This window comes from Paraburkholderia madseniana (assembly GCF_009690905.1).
GTDB lineage: Bacteria > Pseudomonadota > Gammaproteobacteria > Burkholderiales > Burkholderiaceae > Paraburkholderia > Paraburkholderia madseniana.
In genome coordinates this window covers 24,059-41,604 of record NZ_VOSW01000084.1, presented here as the reverse complement: position 1 = coordinate 41,604, position 17,546 = coordinate 24,059, and the positions used below count along the sequence as shown (strand labels likewise).

Genomic DNA, 17,546 nt, shown 5'->3' with positions numbered 1-17,546 from the left:
CTTTTTGCGCAGCCTGATCGGCCGCCAGTTGCCGCTGCCGGATGAACAGGCCGACATCGCGTTGCAGGAAAAGAAACGCCAGCAACAGGAAGCGGCCCGTCAGGCGCAACTGGCCGAGCAACTGCGTCAGCAGAAGCTGCAAGCCCAGCAGGAAGCCGAGGCGAAGCGCCAGCGGCAACTGGCGGCCGATCAGGCTGCGCAAAAAGCGGCCGCGGCCAAGCAGAAACAGTTGCAACAACAGCAACAGCAGCAGGCCGACAAGCTGAAACAACAGCAATTGGCCGACCAGCAAAAGCAACAGCAGGAGCAGCAGAAACAAGCCGACGCTGAGGCGCAGAAGAAAGCCGATGCGCAGAAAGCGGCGAAGGCCAAGGCGCAGGCCGATGCAGCGGCGCAAGCCAAGAAGCTGGATGCGGAACGTCGTGAGCGGCTTGCCCAGATGCAAGGTTCGGCAGGCGCCCCGGGTTCGACCGGCAATGGACTCGCGAAGAGCGGCACGGGTAGCGGCTCGGGTGGCACGGCGACATCGCCGGGTTACGCGGACAAGGTGCGTCGTGTGGTGCGCCCGAATATCTCGTGGGGTGGCGAAACGGAAGGTCTGGAGACCGTCATCTCCGTGCGCTGCTCGCCGACTGGCACGCTGCTGGACGCGCAGATCGCGCGCAGCAGCGGCAACTCGGCGTGGGACGATGCGGCACTGCGGGCCGTCCAGCGTTCCAATCCGATGCCTCAGGACATCGACGGGAAGACGCCGACCAGCTTCAAGATTACGTTGCGCCCGGCAGGTTGATTGCAACAGTTTGACAGTCAGTTGACAGCAGACGCCGCGCCCCGCCCAGCGCGGCGCGCCCGGGAACGAATTAGATGTTTTCGGGTCTCTCTGCTGTCGTGAAGTGTTAGTAAAACCGTTTTTGGGGAAACCATTCAGCATGAGTTTGATGACCAAGCTAGGCCTGCGGACACTTGTAGCATCGTGCCTGATCGCCGTCGGCGGCGCCGCCCACGCACAACTCAACGTCCTCGTGACAGGCGTCGGGTCCACCCAGTTTCCGATCGCAACGGCGAATTTCGCCAATGAAGCGAACTCGCCGCAGCAGGTCAGTACGATCGTGCGTCAGGATCTGCAACGCAGCGGCAAATTCACGAATATCGACGCGGGCAGCACGCCCGTCGCGGAAACCGATTCCGTCGACCTCGGCAGCTGGAAGGCCAAGGGCGCCAACGCGTTCGTGTCGGGCAGCGTGAACCGCTTGCCGAACGGCCAGTACGAAGTGCGCTTCAAGCTGTACGACACAGTCAAGGGCGAAAGCCTGGGCGGCCTCGTGCTGGTGAGCCCGGAAAGCGGCTTGCGCATGAGCGCACACAAGGTTGCGGACTATATCTACGCGAAGCTGATGGGCGGCCGCGGCGTGTTCGCCACGCGCCTGTCGTACGTCATCAAGACCGGTGGCCGTTATCAGTTGCAGATCTCCGATTCGGACGGCCAGGACGCGCACATCGCGCTGTCGAGCCCCGAGCCGATCATCTCGCCCGCCTGGTCGCCTGACGGCACCAAGGTCGCTTACGTTTCGTTCGAAAAGAAGAAGCCGATCGTCTACATCCACGACCTGCCTACGGGCCGTCGCGTGGTCGTATCAGACCAGAAGGGTAACAACAGTGCGCCGGCATGGTCGCCGGACGGCCGCACGCTGGCCGTCGCGCTTTCGCGCACCGGCAACACGCAGATTTTCGCCGTCAATGCGGACGGCAGCGGCCTGCGGCGCCTGACGCAAGGCAGTTCGATCGACACTGAACCGTGCTTCTCTCCTGACGGCCAGTCGATCTATTTCACCAGCGACCGTGGCGGCCAACCGCAGATCTACAAGATGTCGGCCCAGGGCGAGAACGCCGGCGCCGCGCAACGCGTGACCTTCACGGGCAACTACAACACCAGCCCGCGCGTCAGCCCGGACGGCAAGCAGCTCGCCTATATTTCGCGCGTCGGCGGCGGCTTCAGGCTGTATATCCAGGACCTGCAAGGCAACACGGCAACGGGCCTGACGGACACCACACATGACGAATCGCCGAGCTTCGCGGCGAACGGTCAGTACATTCTTTACGCCACAGAGGTGAACGGCCGTGGCGTGTTGGCCGCAGTATCGACCGACGGTCGCACTCGGCAGGTCCTTTCCGTTCAGGGTGGCAGCGTACGCGAGCCATCCTGGGGCCCGTTTATGCAGTAACGTTCATGCAACAACACAAGGAGAGTAACAAAATGATGTCAAAACTTCGTTTCGCATTTGCCGTATTGATGGTCGGTGCGTTGGCCGCATGTCACTCGGGCGTCAAGCTCGACGAAAACGCTAACAAGGGTGGTGCAGTTTCGACGCAACCGAATCCGACCGATGTCGCTCAGGTCAACGTCGATCCGCTAAACGATCCGAACAGCCCGCTCGCCAAGCGCAGCATCTACTTCGACTTCGACAGCTACTCGGTCAAGGACGACTATCAATCGCTGCTGCAACAACACGCGCAATACCTGAAGAGCCATCCGCAACGTCACGTCCTGATCCAGGGCAACACCGACGAACGCGGCACCAGCGAATACAACCTGGCACTCGGCCAGAAGCGTGCCGAGGCGGTGCGCCGTTCGCTGTCGCTGATGGGCGTGACGGACTCGCAAATGGAAGCCGTGAGCCTCGGCAAGGAAAAGCCGCAAGCTACCGGTCATGACGAATCGTCGTGGGCACAAAACCGCCGCGCCGACCTCGTGTACCAACAGTAAGTAACAGGTGATGAGCCGAATGACGCATCGTTTCTCCTGGCTGCGGTTTGCCGCAGCGGCCTGCGTCGCGGGCACGGCCTTCGCGGCTATGCCTGCGCATGCGGGCATCTTTGACGACGATCAGGCCCGTCAGGCCATTCTCGATCTGCGTTCGAAGACCGATAGCCTGTCGAGCCAATTGTCGGCCGCACAGCGCACGATCCTCGATCAGTCCAACCGCCTCGACCAGTTGAATCAGCAGGTCGCAACGTTGCGTGGGCAGAACGAGGATATGGGCAACCAACTCACCACGCTGCAAAAACAGCAGAAGGACTACTACACCGATCTGGACACGCGCCTGAAGAAATTCGAGCCGCAGCAACAGACGGTGGATGGCGTCCAGGGTGAGGTGCAGCCGGGCGAAACCGATTCGTTCAATGCGGCTTCACAGTTGTTCCGCAACGGCGACTTCAAGAATGCGGCGGCGGCGTTCCGCAGCTTCATCTCCAAGTTTCCGAACAGTCCTTACCAGCCGACCGCGCAGTACTGGCTCGGCAACGCGCTGTATGCGCTGCGCGACTACAAGGGCTCGACGGCGACCTGGCAAGGTGTGGTGGCTAAGTATCCGCAGCATCCGCGTGCGCCGGAAGCGTTGCTCGCGATTGCGAACAATCAGCTCGAGCAAGGTCAGAAGGCTGCGGCCAAGAAGACGCTGGAGCAGATCGTCGCGCAGTACGGCGGCTCGGACGTCGCCCAGTCGGCTCAGAGCAAGCTGTCGCAGATCAAGTAGTCGTACAGGGTTTGGCAGTTGATGTAACGCGCAGTGGCTGCGCAGTCTCCAAATCAACAGTCACGCGCGCCTCTCGCCGGAAAGCCCGGGGTAGTGATACCTCGGGCTTTTCACTATCTGAAGTGCGGATAGCTCGACTCACCACCATGGGTTGACAGGCCATAGGTCCTATCGCTATAATCTCGCTTCTCTTTTGGGTCGTTAGCTCAGCTGGTAGAGCAGCGGACTTTTAATCCGTTGGTCACAGGTTCGAATCCCGTACGGCCTACCAAAAGATTCAAGGGCTTGCACGCGTCAGCGTGCAAGCCCTTTTCTTTTTGCGGCTCGAATCCGCGCGCGGTCTCGGCGAATCACGCCGTCACCATTCGTCCGTATCGCCCCAACCGAATGGCGTCGCGAGAAACACCGTTTGAGTGACGAGCGAAAGCGACGAAAGCGACGAAATCGGAACGATATCGCCGCACTCTTTACACGCGTGCGAAGCATTCTCACAGCGCCAATCACAAAACCCCACGCACCCACGGGCCCCTCTTACATCACGCCTCTTCGATACGAAACAGATACAACGGACTCCGAACATTGATATTTATTGAGACGTGAAGACGTGCAATGATCGCCGCCGATTCTGCGAATCACGCTGCAACGCTGCGTGAGCAGACGCTTTGGCAACGCCGCAGATCCCTGCGCTTTCATTCTGTCAACATGACCAATTTTCTGTTCGACCTCGTCTCGAACCTTGTTTTGCTGGCTATCGTTCTGAGCGCATGTCATCTGTGCAACCGGTTCGCACCCGGCGCCGCGCTCAATGGTGCGCACATTTTCGTCGCAATGATTTCGGCCGCCTTGCTGCTCGATGCCGCGCTAACCTTTCTCGTGTTCGCCGATGCGCAGAGCCGCTATGGCAAATTCAGCACGCCGGCCGCGTTCTTCGAACGCGCCAGCGCATATGTGCTTGCAGCCATTGCGGCTTTGGCTTCGCGCTACGTGGCACGTCGCGCGCGCGCCGCCAAAACTAACGACAACACGCTGGTCATTCGCACGTCCCCGTACTCCGAATCTCAACTGCCGATGTAGCCCCACGCGGCCCGTTTTCTTCCCTTACGCAATCCGCATCATCAACAGGAACGGACCTTGCGGTCGCGCGCGCCGTCGCGTATAACTTTCGAAGACCGAGATTTACAGTTTGCGCCCGTCGCCGGGCATTCGCCGCTGTATTGCACTACCGCCGTTCAATCAGTCGAAGGCAACTCAACCAGCGAGGAACATCTTGGATCTCGAAACCGTACGCGTGTTCATCATGACCCGAGGCATCGACCTCGGCACCAAGGTACTCGGCGCAATCGTCTTGTGGATCGTCGGCCGGTGGGTCATCGGCCTCATCACCGGCTTGCTTCGCAAACTGTTGTCGAAAAACGGCCACGTCGATCCAACACTCGCTCATTACCTCGGTTCGATTCTCGGCGCACTGCTGAACCTGCTGCTGATCCTTGCGATCCTGCAGGTGTTCGGCGTCCAGACTACCTCGTTCGCCGCATTGCTCGCCGGCCTCGGTCTTGCAATCGGCACGGCGTGGGGCGGCTTGCTCGCACACTTCGCGGCAGGCATCTTCATGCAGGTGCTGCGGCCGTTCAAGGTGGGGGATTTCGTCATGGCGGGCGGTGTCACGGGCACGGTCTCGGAACTGGGGTTATTCGGCACGACCATCGTGACGCCCGACAATGTGGTAACCATCGTGGGTAACAACAAGATCTTTTCGGACACAATCTCGAACTACAGCGCACTGCCGGTGCGGCGCGTCGAGCTGACCGCGAAGATTGCGAACGGCGTCGATCCTACGGATGCGATGGTCCGGTTGAAGGCGGCCGTTACGCAGATCCCCAACGTGGCCGAGAGTCCCGCACCGGATATCGAAGTACTGAGCTTCACGCCGGAAGGACCGTTGCTGTGCGTGCGGCCCTACACGCATACCGATCATTACTGGCAGGTCTACTTCGACACCAACCGCGCGATCATCCAGACCTTCAAGGACGCAGGCTATCCGACACCGGAAACACCGCTTGCGCCGCGTATCGTCAGTTGAGCACTATCGGGGCTCAGGTCTCTGGATCGAGGCTGACGTCCGCTAAGGTGAAGCGTTGTTCGCTGCCTCAGCGCTTCAACTGACCAAAAGCCCAACCGCAAAACGAAAACGGCGTCGCGAGATTCGTGACGCCGTTTGTTCGTTCAGCTTCGTACTACGTGAAGCGTTAGCGGCTACCCGACTTGGCCGCGTCGCTCTTCTTGCGCGTCACTTTCCACAGCGCGCCGAGCACAACCGGCACCACGGCCGCGCCGATACCCACCAGCACGATCAGGTTCAAATACTGCCGGATGAACGGAATGTTGCCGAAGAAGTAACCGAGGAACACCAGCAGCAACACCCAGAGCAGCGCACCCAGGACATTGAAAAGCTGGAACCGGCTAACCGTCATCTCCGACGCGCCCGCCACGAATGGGGCGAAAGTCCGCACCACCGGAATGAAACGCGCCAGCACGATGGTCTTGCCGCCATGCTTCTCGTAGAAGTTATGAGTCTTCTGCAGCGCGCTGCGGTCGAGGAAGCGCTCAAGGAAAGGGATGCGCGAATTGAACACCCGAGGCCCGATGGACCGCCCGACCATGTAGTTAACCGTGTTGCCGGTGATCGCAGCGACGAGCAGCAGCACGATCAGCAAACCGAGATTCATTTCGCCGGTCGCACAAAAAGCACCGCCGATGAACAGCAGTGAATCGCCCGGCAGAAACGGCAGGACGACCAGCCCGGTTTCGCAGAACACGATCAGAAACAGCACCGCGTAGACCCAGGCGCCGTACTCGTGAATAAAGACTCCCAGAAACTTGTCGATGTGCAAGACAAGGTTGGCGAACTGTAGCAGCGTGTCCAAAAAGCGTCCTTTATTGAGCGAATGTGAGCGTGGCGGAAGCGGCCGCGTCAGCAGCCTTGCGGGCGATGAGCAACGAGCGCATGCTCGCCGCTGGAAATTGACCGCGTCATGATACCGAAAGTGCCCGGCTGCGATTAAAAATCTGCCTTGCGCGGACAATTTCGACGCCGTGCGGCGATTCTGCAGTTCTGCGATCACCTGCCGCACGACCGCGCCGATTCCTACCTTCGGCCCCCATCCAGCCTGTTCGCGCCGAATCGCTATAATTTCGCCATGTCAGAATTCTCCGAAACGCCTGCCGGCACCGCCGACGCGGCCGCAGTTTCCGCCGCCGCGCCCGTCCCACGCCCGTTGCGGGCGATCCAGCCCCTGCCCGATCAGTTGATCAGCCAGATTGCCGCCGGCGAAGTGGTCGAGCGGCCGGCCTCGGTGGTCAAGGAATTGCTCGAAAATGCGCTCGACGCCGGCGCGCAGACGCTGCGCATCCTGCTCGACGAAGGCGGCGTCAAACGCATCTCGATCACCGACGACGGCTGCGGCATCCCCGAAAACGAACTCGCGCTCGCGCTGATGCGTCACGCGACCAGCAAGATCCGCTCGCTCGCCGAACTGGAAGCGGTTGCCACGCTGGGGTTTCGCGGTGAGGCGCTGGCGTCGATTGCATCCGTCGCGCAGATGGCCATCACGAGCCGCACTGCTGACGCGCCGCACGCCGTGCGCGTCGACGCGCAAACGGGAGTGCTGAGCCCCGCCGCGGGCACCCAGGGCACCACGATCGAAGTCCGCGAGCTGTACTTCAACACGCCCGCGCGCCGCAAATTCCTGAAAAGCGAGCAGACCGAACTCGGCCATTGCCTCGAACAGATTCGTCGCGCTGCGCTGGCGCGGCCGGATGTGGCGATTTCGGTCCTGCACAACGGTAAGGCGGTCGAACACTGGAATGCCAGCGAACCTCCCGTGCGGGTCGCCAAGATCCTCGGCGAAACCTTTGCGACGGCTCATTTGCCGCTCGACGAATCCGCTGGACCGCTCGCCGTCTACGGCTGCGCCGGCCTGCCGACCGCGAGCCGCGGACGCGCCGATCAGCAGTATTTCTTCGTCAATGGCCGGTTCGTGCGCGACAAGCTGCTCACGCACGCCGTGCGCGCCGCCTACGAAGACGTGCTGCATGGCGACCGCTATCCGTCCTATGTGCTGTTTCTCGATCTGCCGCCAGAAGCGGTCGATGTGAACGTGCATCCGTCGAAAATCGAAGTGCGGTTTCGCGATTCCCGTTCGATTCACCAGTTCGTGTTTCATGCCGTGCAGCGTGCGTTGGCCCGGCATGCGGGCGCGTCGCCGGAAACGACTGCCGGTGGGCATGCAGCGCATCTGGAAGCATCGCCGGGTGGGCCGGCTTCGTTCGGCGCTACACCGCTCGGCGGCGCGGGTGCTGGAGGCGGCGGTGGCTTCGGCACCACTGCAGGCGGCTTCGGCGGCGGCTTTGGTAGCGGATCCGGATCCTCGCAGCCGGGCAATAGCTGGATGCGCCAGGCACGCATGACACAAGGCACGCTGCCGGTTGCCCAACCGTTGGCCTTCTACGACGCCCTCTTCGGCCGCAGAGACACGAACACCGGCACAGCGGAAGGCGCGACGCTCTTCGAAGCGCGCGACTCGGCTACGGAAGCGCCGTCCCCGTACAACGCCTCAGGGTCATACGCATCGCCCGCGTTCAATGCCTCCGACGAGCAGCCGCTCGGTTTCGCCCTCGGCCAGATTCACGGCATCTATGTGCTCGCACAGAACGCACATGGACTGGTGATTGTCGATATGCACGCCGCGCACGAGCGCATCCTGTACGAGCAGTTTAAAAACGCGCTGGCCGATCGCACGATTGCCGTGCAGCCGCTGCTGATCCCGCAGACCATGCAGGCCGATCCGATCGAAATCGGCACGGTCGAAGAAGAGCGCGACACGCTGGACGCACTCGGCTTCGACCTCGCGGTGCTGTCGCCGACTACGCTCGCGATCCGCGCTGTGCCCGCCCTGCTGAAAGACGCCGATCTGCAGGCCTTGGCCCGTGCGGTCCTCTCGGACCTGCATGCGTTCGGCGGTTCACGCGTACTGACGGAGCGTCAGCACGAACTGCTCGGCACGCTCGCCTGCCATCACGCGGTGCGCGCGAACCGGCGTCTGACGCTCGACGAAATGAACGCCCTGCTGCGCCAGATGGAGGCGACCGAGCGCGCCGACCAATGCAACCACGGGCGTCCGACGTGGTACCAGCTGACGCTGTCCGATCTCGATCGGCTGTTCATGCGTGGGCAGTGACGGTGCGCCTGATTACGCTGATTCGGCGCGCGTCGTCTTGCCTATGACCTCAAGCACCTCACGCACACCCACGCCGATCCCTTGCCTGCTCGGCCCGACCGCGTCCGGCAAAACCGCTGCTGCGCTGGCGCTGGCCGCACGGCGGCCAGTGGAAATCATCAGTGTCGATTCGGCGCTGGTCTATCGCGAGATGGATATCGGCACCGCCAAGCCGACGGCGGAAGAACGCGCGGTGGCGCCGCATCATCTGATCGACATCGTCGATCCGACGGACGCATATTCGGCGGCGGAATTTCGCAGCGACGCGTTGCGCCTGATCGGCGAGATCAGCGCGCGCGGGCGACTGCCCTTGCTGGTCGGCGGGACAATGTTGTACTACAAGGCGCTCACTCAAGGGCTAAACGACCTGCCCGCCGCGGATGCCGACGTTCGCGCGACGCTCGATGCCGATGCCGCACGCCACGGCTGGCCGGCAATGCATGCGCGGCTTGCCGCTGTCGATCCCGTTACGGCCGCGCGTCTGGCGCCGAACGATTCGCAGCGAATTCAGCGGGCGCTCGAAGTTTTCATGCTGACGGGGCAAGCGATGTCCGCTCTGCTAGCCGCGCCCGCTCGAACGGACGACGCCGCTTTGGCGTGGCGCTTTGTGCCCATTGCGCTCGAGCCTTCCGATCGAAGCTGGCTGCATGCGCGCATCGAAAAGCGCTTCGACGCCATGCTGGCCGACGGCTTTATCGACGAAGTGGTGAAATTGCGCGAGCGCGGAGATCTATTGCCCGAGATGCCGTCCATGCGCTGCGTGGGATATCGGCAGGCCTGGGAATATCTCGACGGGGCGGTCGATTACTCGACCATGCGGGATAAGGGGGTGTTTGCTACCCGGCAATTGTGCAAACGGCAGCTCACATGGCTGCGCAGCATGACCGAGCGGGTTGTTGTTGATTGCTGCGACCCCAACGCTACCGGGCAGGTCGTGAGCTTGATTGAAGCGCTAATTTGAGGTTTTACCCGCGCGGCGCGTTCTTTCTGTACGCCGCGCAGGCAAACCAGCCTTGGGTCAAGCTGGGGCTGGTTAGACGACTACCGTCTGAGCTTCACCGGCCGCGCTCTCGCGAATCACGCCGATCTTCCAGACCTGCTCGCCAGCCGCCGACAAAGACGCGATCGCCGCATCGGCATCAGCAGCGGCAACCACAACCGCCATGCCGATCCCGCAGTTGAACACGCGGTGCATTTCCGCATCCGCCACGCCGCCGTGCTCCTGCAGCCACGAGAACAGCGGCGGCATCGTCCAGCTACGGTGATCCAGCTCAGCCGTCAGACCTTCACGCAAAACGCGCGGAATGTTCTCGACCAAACCACCGCCAGTGATGTGCGCCATACCCTTCACAGCGATCTGCTGCATCAAGGCCAGCAAAGGCTTCACATAAATATGCGTAGGCGCCATCAGCGCATCGGCCAGCGAGCGGCCATCGAAATCCGCATTCAGATCCGGCTGCGCGCGCTCGATGATCTTGCGCACCAGCGAAAAACCATTCGAATGGATGCCGCTGGAAGCCAGGCCCAGCACCACGTCGCCCGGGGCGATCGTGCTGCCGTCGATAATCTTGCTCTTTTCCACCGCGCCGACCGCAAAACCGGCCAGATCGTATTCACCGTCCGGATACATGCCCGGCATTTCAGCCGTCTCGCCGCCGATCAGCGCGCAGCCGGACAGTTCGCAGCCATGCGCGATACCCTTCACGACCGTTGCCGCCGTACCGACGTCCAGCTTGCCGCAAGCGAAATAATCGAGGAAGAACAGCGGTTCGGCGCCCTGCACCAGGATGTCGTTCACGCTCATCGCCACCAGATCCTGGCCGACGGTGTCATGTTTGTTCAGTTGGAACGCGAGGCGCAGCTTAGTGCCGACACCGTCGGTGCCCGAAACCAGCACCGGTTCCTTGTATTTCTTCGGCACTTCAAACAGCGCGCCAAACCCGCCGATGCCACCCAGCACGCCGTCGCGCATCGTCTTTTTGGCAAAGGGCTTGATCGCGTCGACAAGGGCGTCGCCCGCGTCGATGTCCACGCCGGCGTCGCGATACGACAAACCTTGGGCGTCAGAGGCGGATTTCGGTTGATTCATGGGGAAGAGCAAGAAGGTCGGTAAAATGCGATTTTACCCGATGCCGACCAGAGTTGGCGCTTCAGCGCTTACTCTGGTCCCATACAGAGTTGCCGGCCGGCTGGCTGGAATTTGAATCATCCTGAATCCTCCGGTCACGACGACACCAGGGAAATAACTTTGCAACAGAACTCCTCGATCCTGACGCCTGTGCAGCGCCGCGCCTTTATCTGGCTGGCGATCGCGCTGGGCGTCGGCATTCTGCTCTGGCTCCTGAGCCCGGTCCTCACGCCGTTCCTGCTGGGCGCCATTCTCGCGTACATTCTGCAACCGGGCGTCGCGTGGATGGTGCGCCGGCGCGTGCCGCGCGGACTCGCCGCCTTGCTGATGATGCTGCTGTTCTCGTTGCTGATGACGCTGCTCGTACTGCTGGTGCTGGCCGTCATCCAGAAAGAAGGGCCGCAGTTGAAGCAGCAGGTGCCCGTGCTGTTCGCTCACGTGAGCGCCTGGCTGCAACCGAAGCTTGCGCTGCTGGGCCTCGCCGACTCGCTCGATTTCGCCAGCATCCGCGATCTCGTGATGGGCCAGCTCGAAGGCAGCGCGCAGCAGGTCGCGCTGTATGTATGGACCTCCGTTCGCACCAGCGGCAACGTGATGATGACAGTGGTCGGCAACCTCGTGATGGTGCCGCTCGTGCTGTTTTATCTGCTGTACGACTGGAATCGCATGCTCGCTCGCATGCAGATCACGGTGCCGCGCCGCTGGCTCGACAAGACGCTGCAACTCGCGCGCGACATGGACCAGATGCTGTCGCAATACCTGCGCGGCCAATTGCTCGTGATGGGCGTGCTCGCGGTCTATTATGCGATTGCGCTGACCATCGCTCGCTTCGAGATCGCGCTGCCGGTGGGTATTTTCACGGGCCTCGCTGTGTTCATCCCGTACATCGGTTTTGCAACCGGTCTCGCGCTGGCGCTGCTCGCGGCACTGCTACAGTTCGGCGACTGGTACGGCTTCGGCGCGGTCGCGCTGATTTACGGCGTCGGCCAGATCGTGGAGAGCTTTTATCTCACGCCGCGCCTCGTCGGCGAACGGATCGGCCTGCACCCGCTCGCGGTAATCTTCGCGTTGCTCGCGTTCGGTCAACTGTTCGGCTTTTTCGGCGTGTTGCTGGCATTGCCGGTCAGCGCCATTCTGTCGGTAGCCATGCGCGAGTTGCGTCAAAGCTATCTGACGAGCACGCTTTACAACAACTGAGTCACTGACTGCTCATTGACTGCTCATTGACTGTTTACGGACGTTTTAGGGCCCGCGATCCGGGCCATTTGCGGCCTAAGCCTCATTTTCGGCATTAACCTACTGTGCTTCGTCAACTGACGCTCGATCTCGGCACCCCGCCGCCATCGACATTCGACAATTTCTTCGCCGGCGCCAACGCCGAGCTGGTCACGCGGCTGCGCGAGCTCGACAACGCGCTCGCGGCCGGGCCAGTGGCCGATCGCACCTTCTATGTCTGGGGCGAGGCCGGCAGCGGCCGCACGCATCTGCTGCAGGCGCTGGTCCACGAAGCGCCGCCGGGTCATGCACGTTTTGCCGGTCCGCAGAGCAGCCTCGCCGCTTTCACGTTCGACCCGCGCGTCGCGCTGTATGCGGTCGACGATTGCGACGGTCTGTCCGCGGCGCAGCAGATTGCCGTGTTCAACCTGTTCAACGAGGTGCGCGCGCATCCCACCAGCGCGCTCGTCGCCGCGGGCAATGCGCCACCGATCGGAATGACGGTGCGCGAAGATCTGCGCACCCGTCTCGGCTGGGGCCTGGTGTTTCATCTCGCGCCGCTGCCGGACGAAGGCAAGGCCGCCGTGCTGAAACACGCGGCGCGCGAGCGCGGCATCATGCTCGCCGACGACGTCCCCGCCTACCTGCTCACGCATTTTCGGCGCGATATGCCGAGCCTGATGGCCTTGCTCGACGCGCTCGACCGCTTCTCGCTCGAACAGAAACGCGCGGTTACGCTGCCGCTCCTGCGCACCATGCTGGCCTCGCCCGACGCCGACGATCGGCGAGCCGCGCCCCCTTCATCGGCCTCATCCGCGTCCCCCGCCGCCGCTTCAAGTAAAATAGGCCCCCATGGCTAACCTCGCACTCTTCGACCTCGACCACACCCTCATTCCCACTGACAGCGACCACGAATGGGGCCGCTTCATGGTGAAACAAGGCATGGTCGACGCCGAAAACTTCGCTCGTGAAAACGACCGCTTTTTCGCCGACTACAAGGCCGGCAAGCTCGACATTCACGCTTATCTGATCGCCATGCTCACGCCGCTCGCGAAATACACGCGCGCGCAGCTTGCCGAGCTTCACGCGCAGTACATGCATGAAGTGATCAAGCCGGCGATCTTTCCGGTCGCGCTGGAACTGGTCAGGGAGCATCGTGAAGCCGGTGATCTCTGCTGCGTGGTCACCGCGACCAACGAATTCATCACCCGTCCGATCGCGCAAGCGTTCGGCGTCGACGCGCTGATTGCCTGCGAAGCGGAAACCGTCGACGGCCAGCCGCATTCGCCGTACACCGGCCGCCCCACCGGCACGCCGAGCTACAAGGAAGGCAAGATCGTCCGTACCGAGGCGTGGCTGGCATCGCTTGGCAAGACCTGGAGCGACTTCGAGCACAGCTATTTCTATAGCGACTCGCACAACGACATCCCGCTGCTCGAAAAGGTCACCGATCCGATCGCGACCAATCCCGACGACACATTGCGCGCCCATGCGCAGGCCAAAGGCTGGCGCATCCTCGAACTCTTTCAACCCTCGTGATCAAAAAACTTATCCGCAAGCTATTCGGCCAGGACCCGGCGCCCGCTGACGACACCCCGCCCGCCGAAGCCGAAGCAGACGAAGCCGGTGAGGCGCCGGCACGCAACGCGTCCAGCGCCACCAAAGCGCGCCGCAAACCGGCGCGCCCTGCCGCCAAAACCGTGCGGGACCCCGACGTGCCGGTCATCATTCCGCACGACGTGCATGGCATCGATCAGTCGCTGATCTCGAGGAACGCGATTCGCGTCACCGAGGGTCTGCAGGAAGCGGGGCATCGCGCGTTTATCGTCGGCGGTGCGGTGCGCGATCTGCTGCTCGGCATCAAGCCGAAAGACTTCGACGTCGCGACCGACGCCACGCCCGAACAGGTGCAGAAGCTGTTCCGCCGCGCGCGCATCATCGGCCGTCGGTTCCAGATCGTGCACGTGCAGTTCGGCCAGGAAATCATCGAAACCTCGACGTTCCGCGCACTGGTCGATCCTCCCGCAGCCGACGCGGCACCGCCGCGCCGCCTGAAGCGCGACGAGCTCGACCGCCGCACGCACGCGGTGGACGCCAGCGGCCGCGTGCTGCGCGACAACGTCTGGGGCGAGCAGCACGAAGACGCCACGCGCCGCGACTTCACGATCAATGCGATGTACTACGATCCGGCCACGCAAACCGTGCTGGACTATCACAACGGCATGGCCGACATGCGCGCGCGTCTGTTACGCATGATCGGCGACCCGGCCACGCGTTATCGCGAGGATCCGGTGCGCATGCTTCGCGTGGTGCGTTTTGCCGCCAAGCTCGAGTTCGAGATCGAAGACACGACCCGCGCGCCGATTGCCAAGATGGCCGATCTGATCAACAACGTGCCGGCCGCGCGTCTGTTCGACGAGATGCTCAAGCTGATGCTGTCGGGCCACGCGCTTGCCTGTTTGAAACGTCTGCGCCAGGAAGGCCTGCATCACGGTCTGCTGCCGCTGCTCGACGTGGTGCTGGAACAGCCGATCGGCGAGAAATTCATTACGCTCGCGCTGACCAATACGGACGCCCGCGTGCGTGCCGGCAAGCCCGTTTCGCCGGGTTTCCTGTTTGCCACGCTGCTGTGGCACGACGTGCAGACACGCTGGCAACAATTTGAAGCGAACGGCGAATATCCGGTGCCGGCCCTGCATCGCGCGATGGACGAAGTCCACGACATGCAAACCGAGAAACTCGCGATCCACAAGCGCTTTTCGTCGGATATGCGCGAGATCTGGGGGCTGCAACTGCGCCTCGAGAAACGCTCTGGAAGAAGCGCGCTGAAGCTGCTGGAACACCAAAGATTTAGAGCGGGGTATGATTTCCTCCTGTTGCGCTGCGAATCGGGCGAACTCGAAGAGTCGGTCGGAGCGTGGTGGACGGAGTTCATCGAAGGAGACGTCGCGGCGCGTGAGACTTTGCTCACGCAAGGCGGGAAGGACCGAAGCCCCAGAAAACGACGGCGGCGCAGCAGTGGCGCGAGGAGCCGCAAACCGGGCGACGGAATGGAGGGCGGCACGCAAGCCGAACGCACAGCCAACGACGCGGGCCATGACGGCCCGCACGAAGACTGACACAGCGTTGGCTGTTGCCGTCGAACGATAGTTGCAGGAAGTTATGCCATGACGGTTGCCTATCTCGGCCTCGGCGCGAATCTCGGGGACGCGCGCCAGACCCTGAAAGACGCGGTGGTGTGCCTGGCACAACAGCACACCATCTCCGTGCTCGCCAAGTCGAGCCTGTATCGCACTGCCCCGATCGACGCGGGCGGTGACGACTATTTCAACTGTGTCGTGAAGGTCGAAACGACGCTCCCCGTGCGGCATCTGCTAGCGCTATGCCACAAAATCGAGCATCAGTTCGGCCGTGAACGGCCGTTTCGCAACGCCCCGCGCACGCTCGATCTGGACATCCTGCTATACGGCGATCAATCGATCGACGAAGCCGATCTGATCGTGCCGCATCCGCGTTTGATCGAACGCGCCTTTGCACTGGTGCCGCTTGTCGAGATCGACCCAACGCTGATCATCCCGCAACACGGCCGTGCGGAGGCGCTGCTTGGTGGCGTGCACGATCAACGCATCGAAAAGGTGAAGGGGCCGTGCCAGTGTCCGATGCTCAATGCATTGACCGCCGACGCCCCTGCCAGGGACAAGGGCCGTTGCGAATGAATTCGCCGCCACTCACCGTCACCGCGCCGCAACTGCGGCCGCCCTTCGGCTATCTCGCGATCGAAGGGCCGATCGGCGTCGGCAAGACTTCACTCGCGCGGCGGCTCGCCCAGCGCTGGTCGATGCAGGAACTGTTCGAGCGACCGCAGGACAATCCCTTTCTCGAACGCTTTTATCGCGACACCACGCGTTATGCGCTGCCCACGCAATTGCACTTCGCCTTGCAGCGCGCGCAGCAGGCCCAGAACGTGGCGGCCGCGCATGTGGCGGGCACACCGCTGATTGCCGATTTCATGACGCAGAAGAACGACATCTTCGCGCGTCTGACACTGCAGGAAGACGAGTGGCAGCTTTATCGCGCCCTCGCCGCGCGAATCGACGTGAGCGCACCTGCGCCGGATTTCGTGGTCTACCTGCAAGCCAGTCCCGAAGTGCTGTTCGCGCGTATCCAGAAACGCGCGGTGCCAATGGAACTGCAGATTTCCGATGCGTATCTGCACGCGCTCTGCGACGCCTACAACGAGTTTTTCTATCACTACGACAGCGCACCCGTGCTGACGGTCAACGCTGAACATCTGAATCCGCTCGACTCGGACGCGGACCTTGCGCTACTCGCCGAACGCATCGAAACCATGCGCGGCCGCAAGGAATTCTTTGTCAAAGGCACGTCGCTTTAAGCGACGCGCCGCTCTTCTTTCCAACGGATTTCCCCATGACCTATTTGCAGGAAGCGAGCCGGAACGCCATCACCGTCCCGAAACTGCAGGCGATGCGCGACGCTGGCGAAAAGATCGCCATGCTGACCTGTTACGACGCGAGCTTCGCCGCGCTGCTGGATCGCTCGGGCGTCGACGTGCTGTTGATCGGCGACTCGCTCGGCAATGTGCTGCAAGGCCAGGCAACCACGCTGCCAGTCACGCTTACCGACATCGCGTATCACACGGCGAGCGTCGCGCGAGCGCGGCCCTCGGCGCTGGTGGTCGCCGACCTGCCGTTCGGCACGTACGGCACGCCGGAAGACGCCTTCAGAAGCTCCGTGGAACTCATGCGCGCCGGCGCGCAAATGGTGAAACTCGAAGGCGGTGAGTGGCTCGCGGACACGGTGCGCTTTCTGGTCGAACGGTCGATTCCGGTGTGCGCGCACGTCGGCCTGACGCCGCAATCGGTGCATGCGTTCGGTGGTTTCAAGGTGCAGGGCAAGACCGATGTCGGCGCGAGCCAGGTGCTGCGCGACGCGCTCGCCGTGCAGAATGCAGGCGCCCAACTGATCGTGATAGAAGCGATTCCCACGCTGCTCGGCAGTGAAGTCACGAAGCAATTGCGGATTCCGACGATCGGCATCGGCGCGGGTCTGGATTGCTCGGGTCAGGTGCTGGTGCTACACGACATGCTGGGAATTTTCCCAGGCAAGCGGCCGCGCTTTGTGAAAGATTTCATGCAGGGGCAGCCGAACATTCAGGCTGCCGTGGAAGCGTATGTGCGTGCTGTGAAGGACGGCTCGTTCCCGGGGCCGGAGCATACGTTCTAATTACGCGGTCTGTTAGCGGATTACATCAATCGGGCGTAATTGCGCCCGATTGATGTGTTGTCCCGTTTGGTCCTGTTTTGTCCTATTTGGGACCCGTCCGATATCGCCTGAAAACCTGATCGTCTATCTTCGTCTACCTTGTTAGCGCGG

The 17,546-nt window shown here is 62.2% G+C and carries 17 protein-coding genes and 1 tRNA gene; 16 read left to right on the top strand and 2 right to left on the bottom strand.

The features are described 5' to 3' along the window. The 7 genes from tolA to FSO04_RS33490 form a co-directional block, all read left to right on the top strand. A partial coding sequence (gene tolA / locus FSO04_RS33520; RefSeq protein WP_154565857.1) for a cell envelope integrity protein TolA occupies positions 1-790 on the top strand: 790 nt, incomplete at its 5' end. A gap of 139 nt (positions 791-929) precedes the next feature. Next, positions 930-2,222, top strand: coding sequence for a Tol-Pal system beta propeller repeat protein TolB (gene tolB, locus FSO04_RS33515; protein WP_154565856.1), 1,293 nt, complete (start codon positions 930-932; stop codon positions 2,220-2,222). A gap of 32 nt (positions 2,223-2,254) precedes the next feature. Then, entirely contained in the window at positions 2,255-2,764 is a 510-nt protein-coding gene (pal, locus tag FSO04_RS33510) for a peptidoglycan-associated lipoprotein Pal (RefSeq protein ID WP_035552920.1), read from the top strand. A 19-nt stretch (positions 2,765-2,783) separates the two neighbouring features. After that, positions 2,784-3,533: a tol-pal system protein YbgF gene (gene ybgF / locus FSO04_RS33505; protein WP_154565855.1), complete on the top strand. Its 750-nt coding sequence runs from the start codon at positions 2,784-2,786 to the stop codon at positions 3,531-3,533. Between the two features lie 195 nt (positions 3,534-3,728). Then, positions 3,729-3,804: transfer RNA gene (locus FSO04_RS33500), tRNA-Lys, on the top strand. Between the two features lie 338 nt (positions 3,805-4,142). Further along, positions 4,143-4,607 carry a hypothetical protein gene (locus tag FSO04_RS33495; protein ID WP_325063544.1) on the top strand — a complete coding sequence of 155 codons (465 nt, stop codon included), beginning with the start codon at positions 4,143-4,145 and terminating at the stop codon, positions 4,605-4,607. A gap of 193 nt (positions 4,608-4,800) precedes the next feature. Continuing rightward, on the top strand, positions 4,801-5,613 hold the full coding sequence (locus tag FSO04_RS33490) for a mechanosensitive ion channel family protein (protein ID WP_154565854.1): 813 nt from the start codon (positions 4,801-4,803) through the stop codon (positions 5,611-5,613). 166 nt (positions 5,614-5,779) lie between these two features. On the opposite strand, the gene FSO04_RS33485 is transcribed toward FSO04_RS33490, so the two are convergent. Continuing rightward, the gene (locus FSO04_RS33485) at positions 5,780-6,457 is read right to left on the bottom strand and encodes a DedA family protein (protein ID WP_154565853.1); all 678 of its coding nucleotides are present in this window, start codon (positions 6,455-6,457) and stop codon (positions 5,780-5,782) included. Between the two features lie 273 nt (positions 6,458-6,730). On the opposite strand from FSO04_RS33485, the gene mutL reads away from it, so the two are divergent. Together mutL and miaA are read left to right on the top strand one after the other, a co-directional pair. Continuing rightward, complete coding sequence (gene mutL, locus FSO04_RS33480) at positions 6,731-8,770, top strand: DNA mismatch repair endonuclease MutL (protein ID WP_154565852.1); 2,040 nt, start codon at positions 6,731-6,733, stop codon at positions 8,768-8,770. 43 nt (positions 8,771-8,813) lie between these two features. Further along, on the top strand, positions 8,814-9,770 hold the full coding sequence (gene miaA, locus FSO04_RS33475) for a tRNA (adenosine(37)-N6)-dimethylallyltransferase MiaA (protein ID WP_154565851.1): 957 nt from the start codon (positions 8,814-8,816) through the stop codon (positions 9,768-9,770). A gap of 72 nt (positions 9,771-9,842) precedes the next feature. On the opposite strand, the gene purM is transcribed toward miaA, so the two are convergent. Beyond that, on the bottom strand, positions 9,843-10,898 hold the full coding sequence (gene purM, locus FSO04_RS33470) for a phosphoribosylformylglycinamidine cyclo-ligase (protein WP_154565850.1): 1,056 nt from the start codon (positions 10,896-10,898) through the stop codon (positions 9,843-9,845). Positions 10,899-11,057: 159 nt separating this feature from the next. Here purM and FSO04_RS33465 point away from each other — a divergent pair, with 159 nt between their 5' ends. The 7 genes from FSO04_RS33465 (at position 11,058) to panB (ending at position 17,396) form a co-directional block, all read left to right on the top strand. After that, positions 11,058-12,134, top strand: a complete 1,077-nt coding sequence (locus FSO04_RS33465) for an AI-2E family transporter (protein ID WP_154565849.1) — start codon at positions 11,058-11,060, stop codon at positions 12,132-12,134. Between the two features lie 104 nt (positions 12,135-12,238). Beyond that, positions 12,239-13,012 (top strand): DnaA regulatory inactivator Hda, encoded by a 774-nt coding sequence (gene hda, locus FSO04_RS33460; protein WP_168435938.1) that lies wholly within the window; start codon positions 12,239-12,241, stop codon positions 13,010-13,012. Continuing rightward, complete coding sequence (locus FSO04_RS33455; RefSeq protein ID WP_154565848.1) at positions 13,005-13,691, top strand: histidinol-phosphatase; 687 nt, start codon at positions 13,005-13,007, stop codon at positions 13,689-13,691. Before hda ends, FSO04_RS33455 begins: the two co-directional genes overlap by 8 nt. Then, complete coding sequence (pcnB, locus tag FSO04_RS33450) at positions 13,688-15,271, top strand: polynucleotide adenylyltransferase PcnB (protein WP_168435937.1); 1,584 nt, start codon at positions 13,688-13,690, stop codon at positions 15,269-15,271. Before FSO04_RS33455 ends, pcnB begins: the two co-directional genes overlap by 4 nt. Positions 15,272-15,319: 48 nt before the next feature. After that, positions 15,320-15,868: a 2-amino-4-hydroxy-6-hydroxymethyldihydropteridine diphosphokinase gene (folK, locus tag FSO04_RS33445; protein ID WP_154565846.1), complete on the top strand. Its 549-nt coding sequence runs from the start codon at positions 15,320-15,322 to the stop codon at positions 15,866-15,868. Further along, on the top strand, positions 15,865-16,545 hold the full coding sequence (locus FSO04_RS33440; RefSeq protein WP_154565845.1) for a deoxynucleoside kinase: 681 nt from the start codon (positions 15,865-15,867) through the stop codon (positions 16,543-16,545). The genes folK and FSO04_RS33440 overlap by 4 nt, the downstream gene beginning before the upstream one ends. 35 nt (positions 16,546-16,580) lie before the next feature. Next, on the top strand, positions 16,581-17,396 hold the full coding sequence (gene panB / locus FSO04_RS33435) for a 3-methyl-2-oxobutanoate hydroxymethyltransferase (RefSeq protein ID WP_154565844.1): 816 nt from the start codon (positions 16,581-16,583) through the stop codon (positions 17,394-17,396). Positions 17,397-17,546 lie beyond the last annotated feature (150 nt).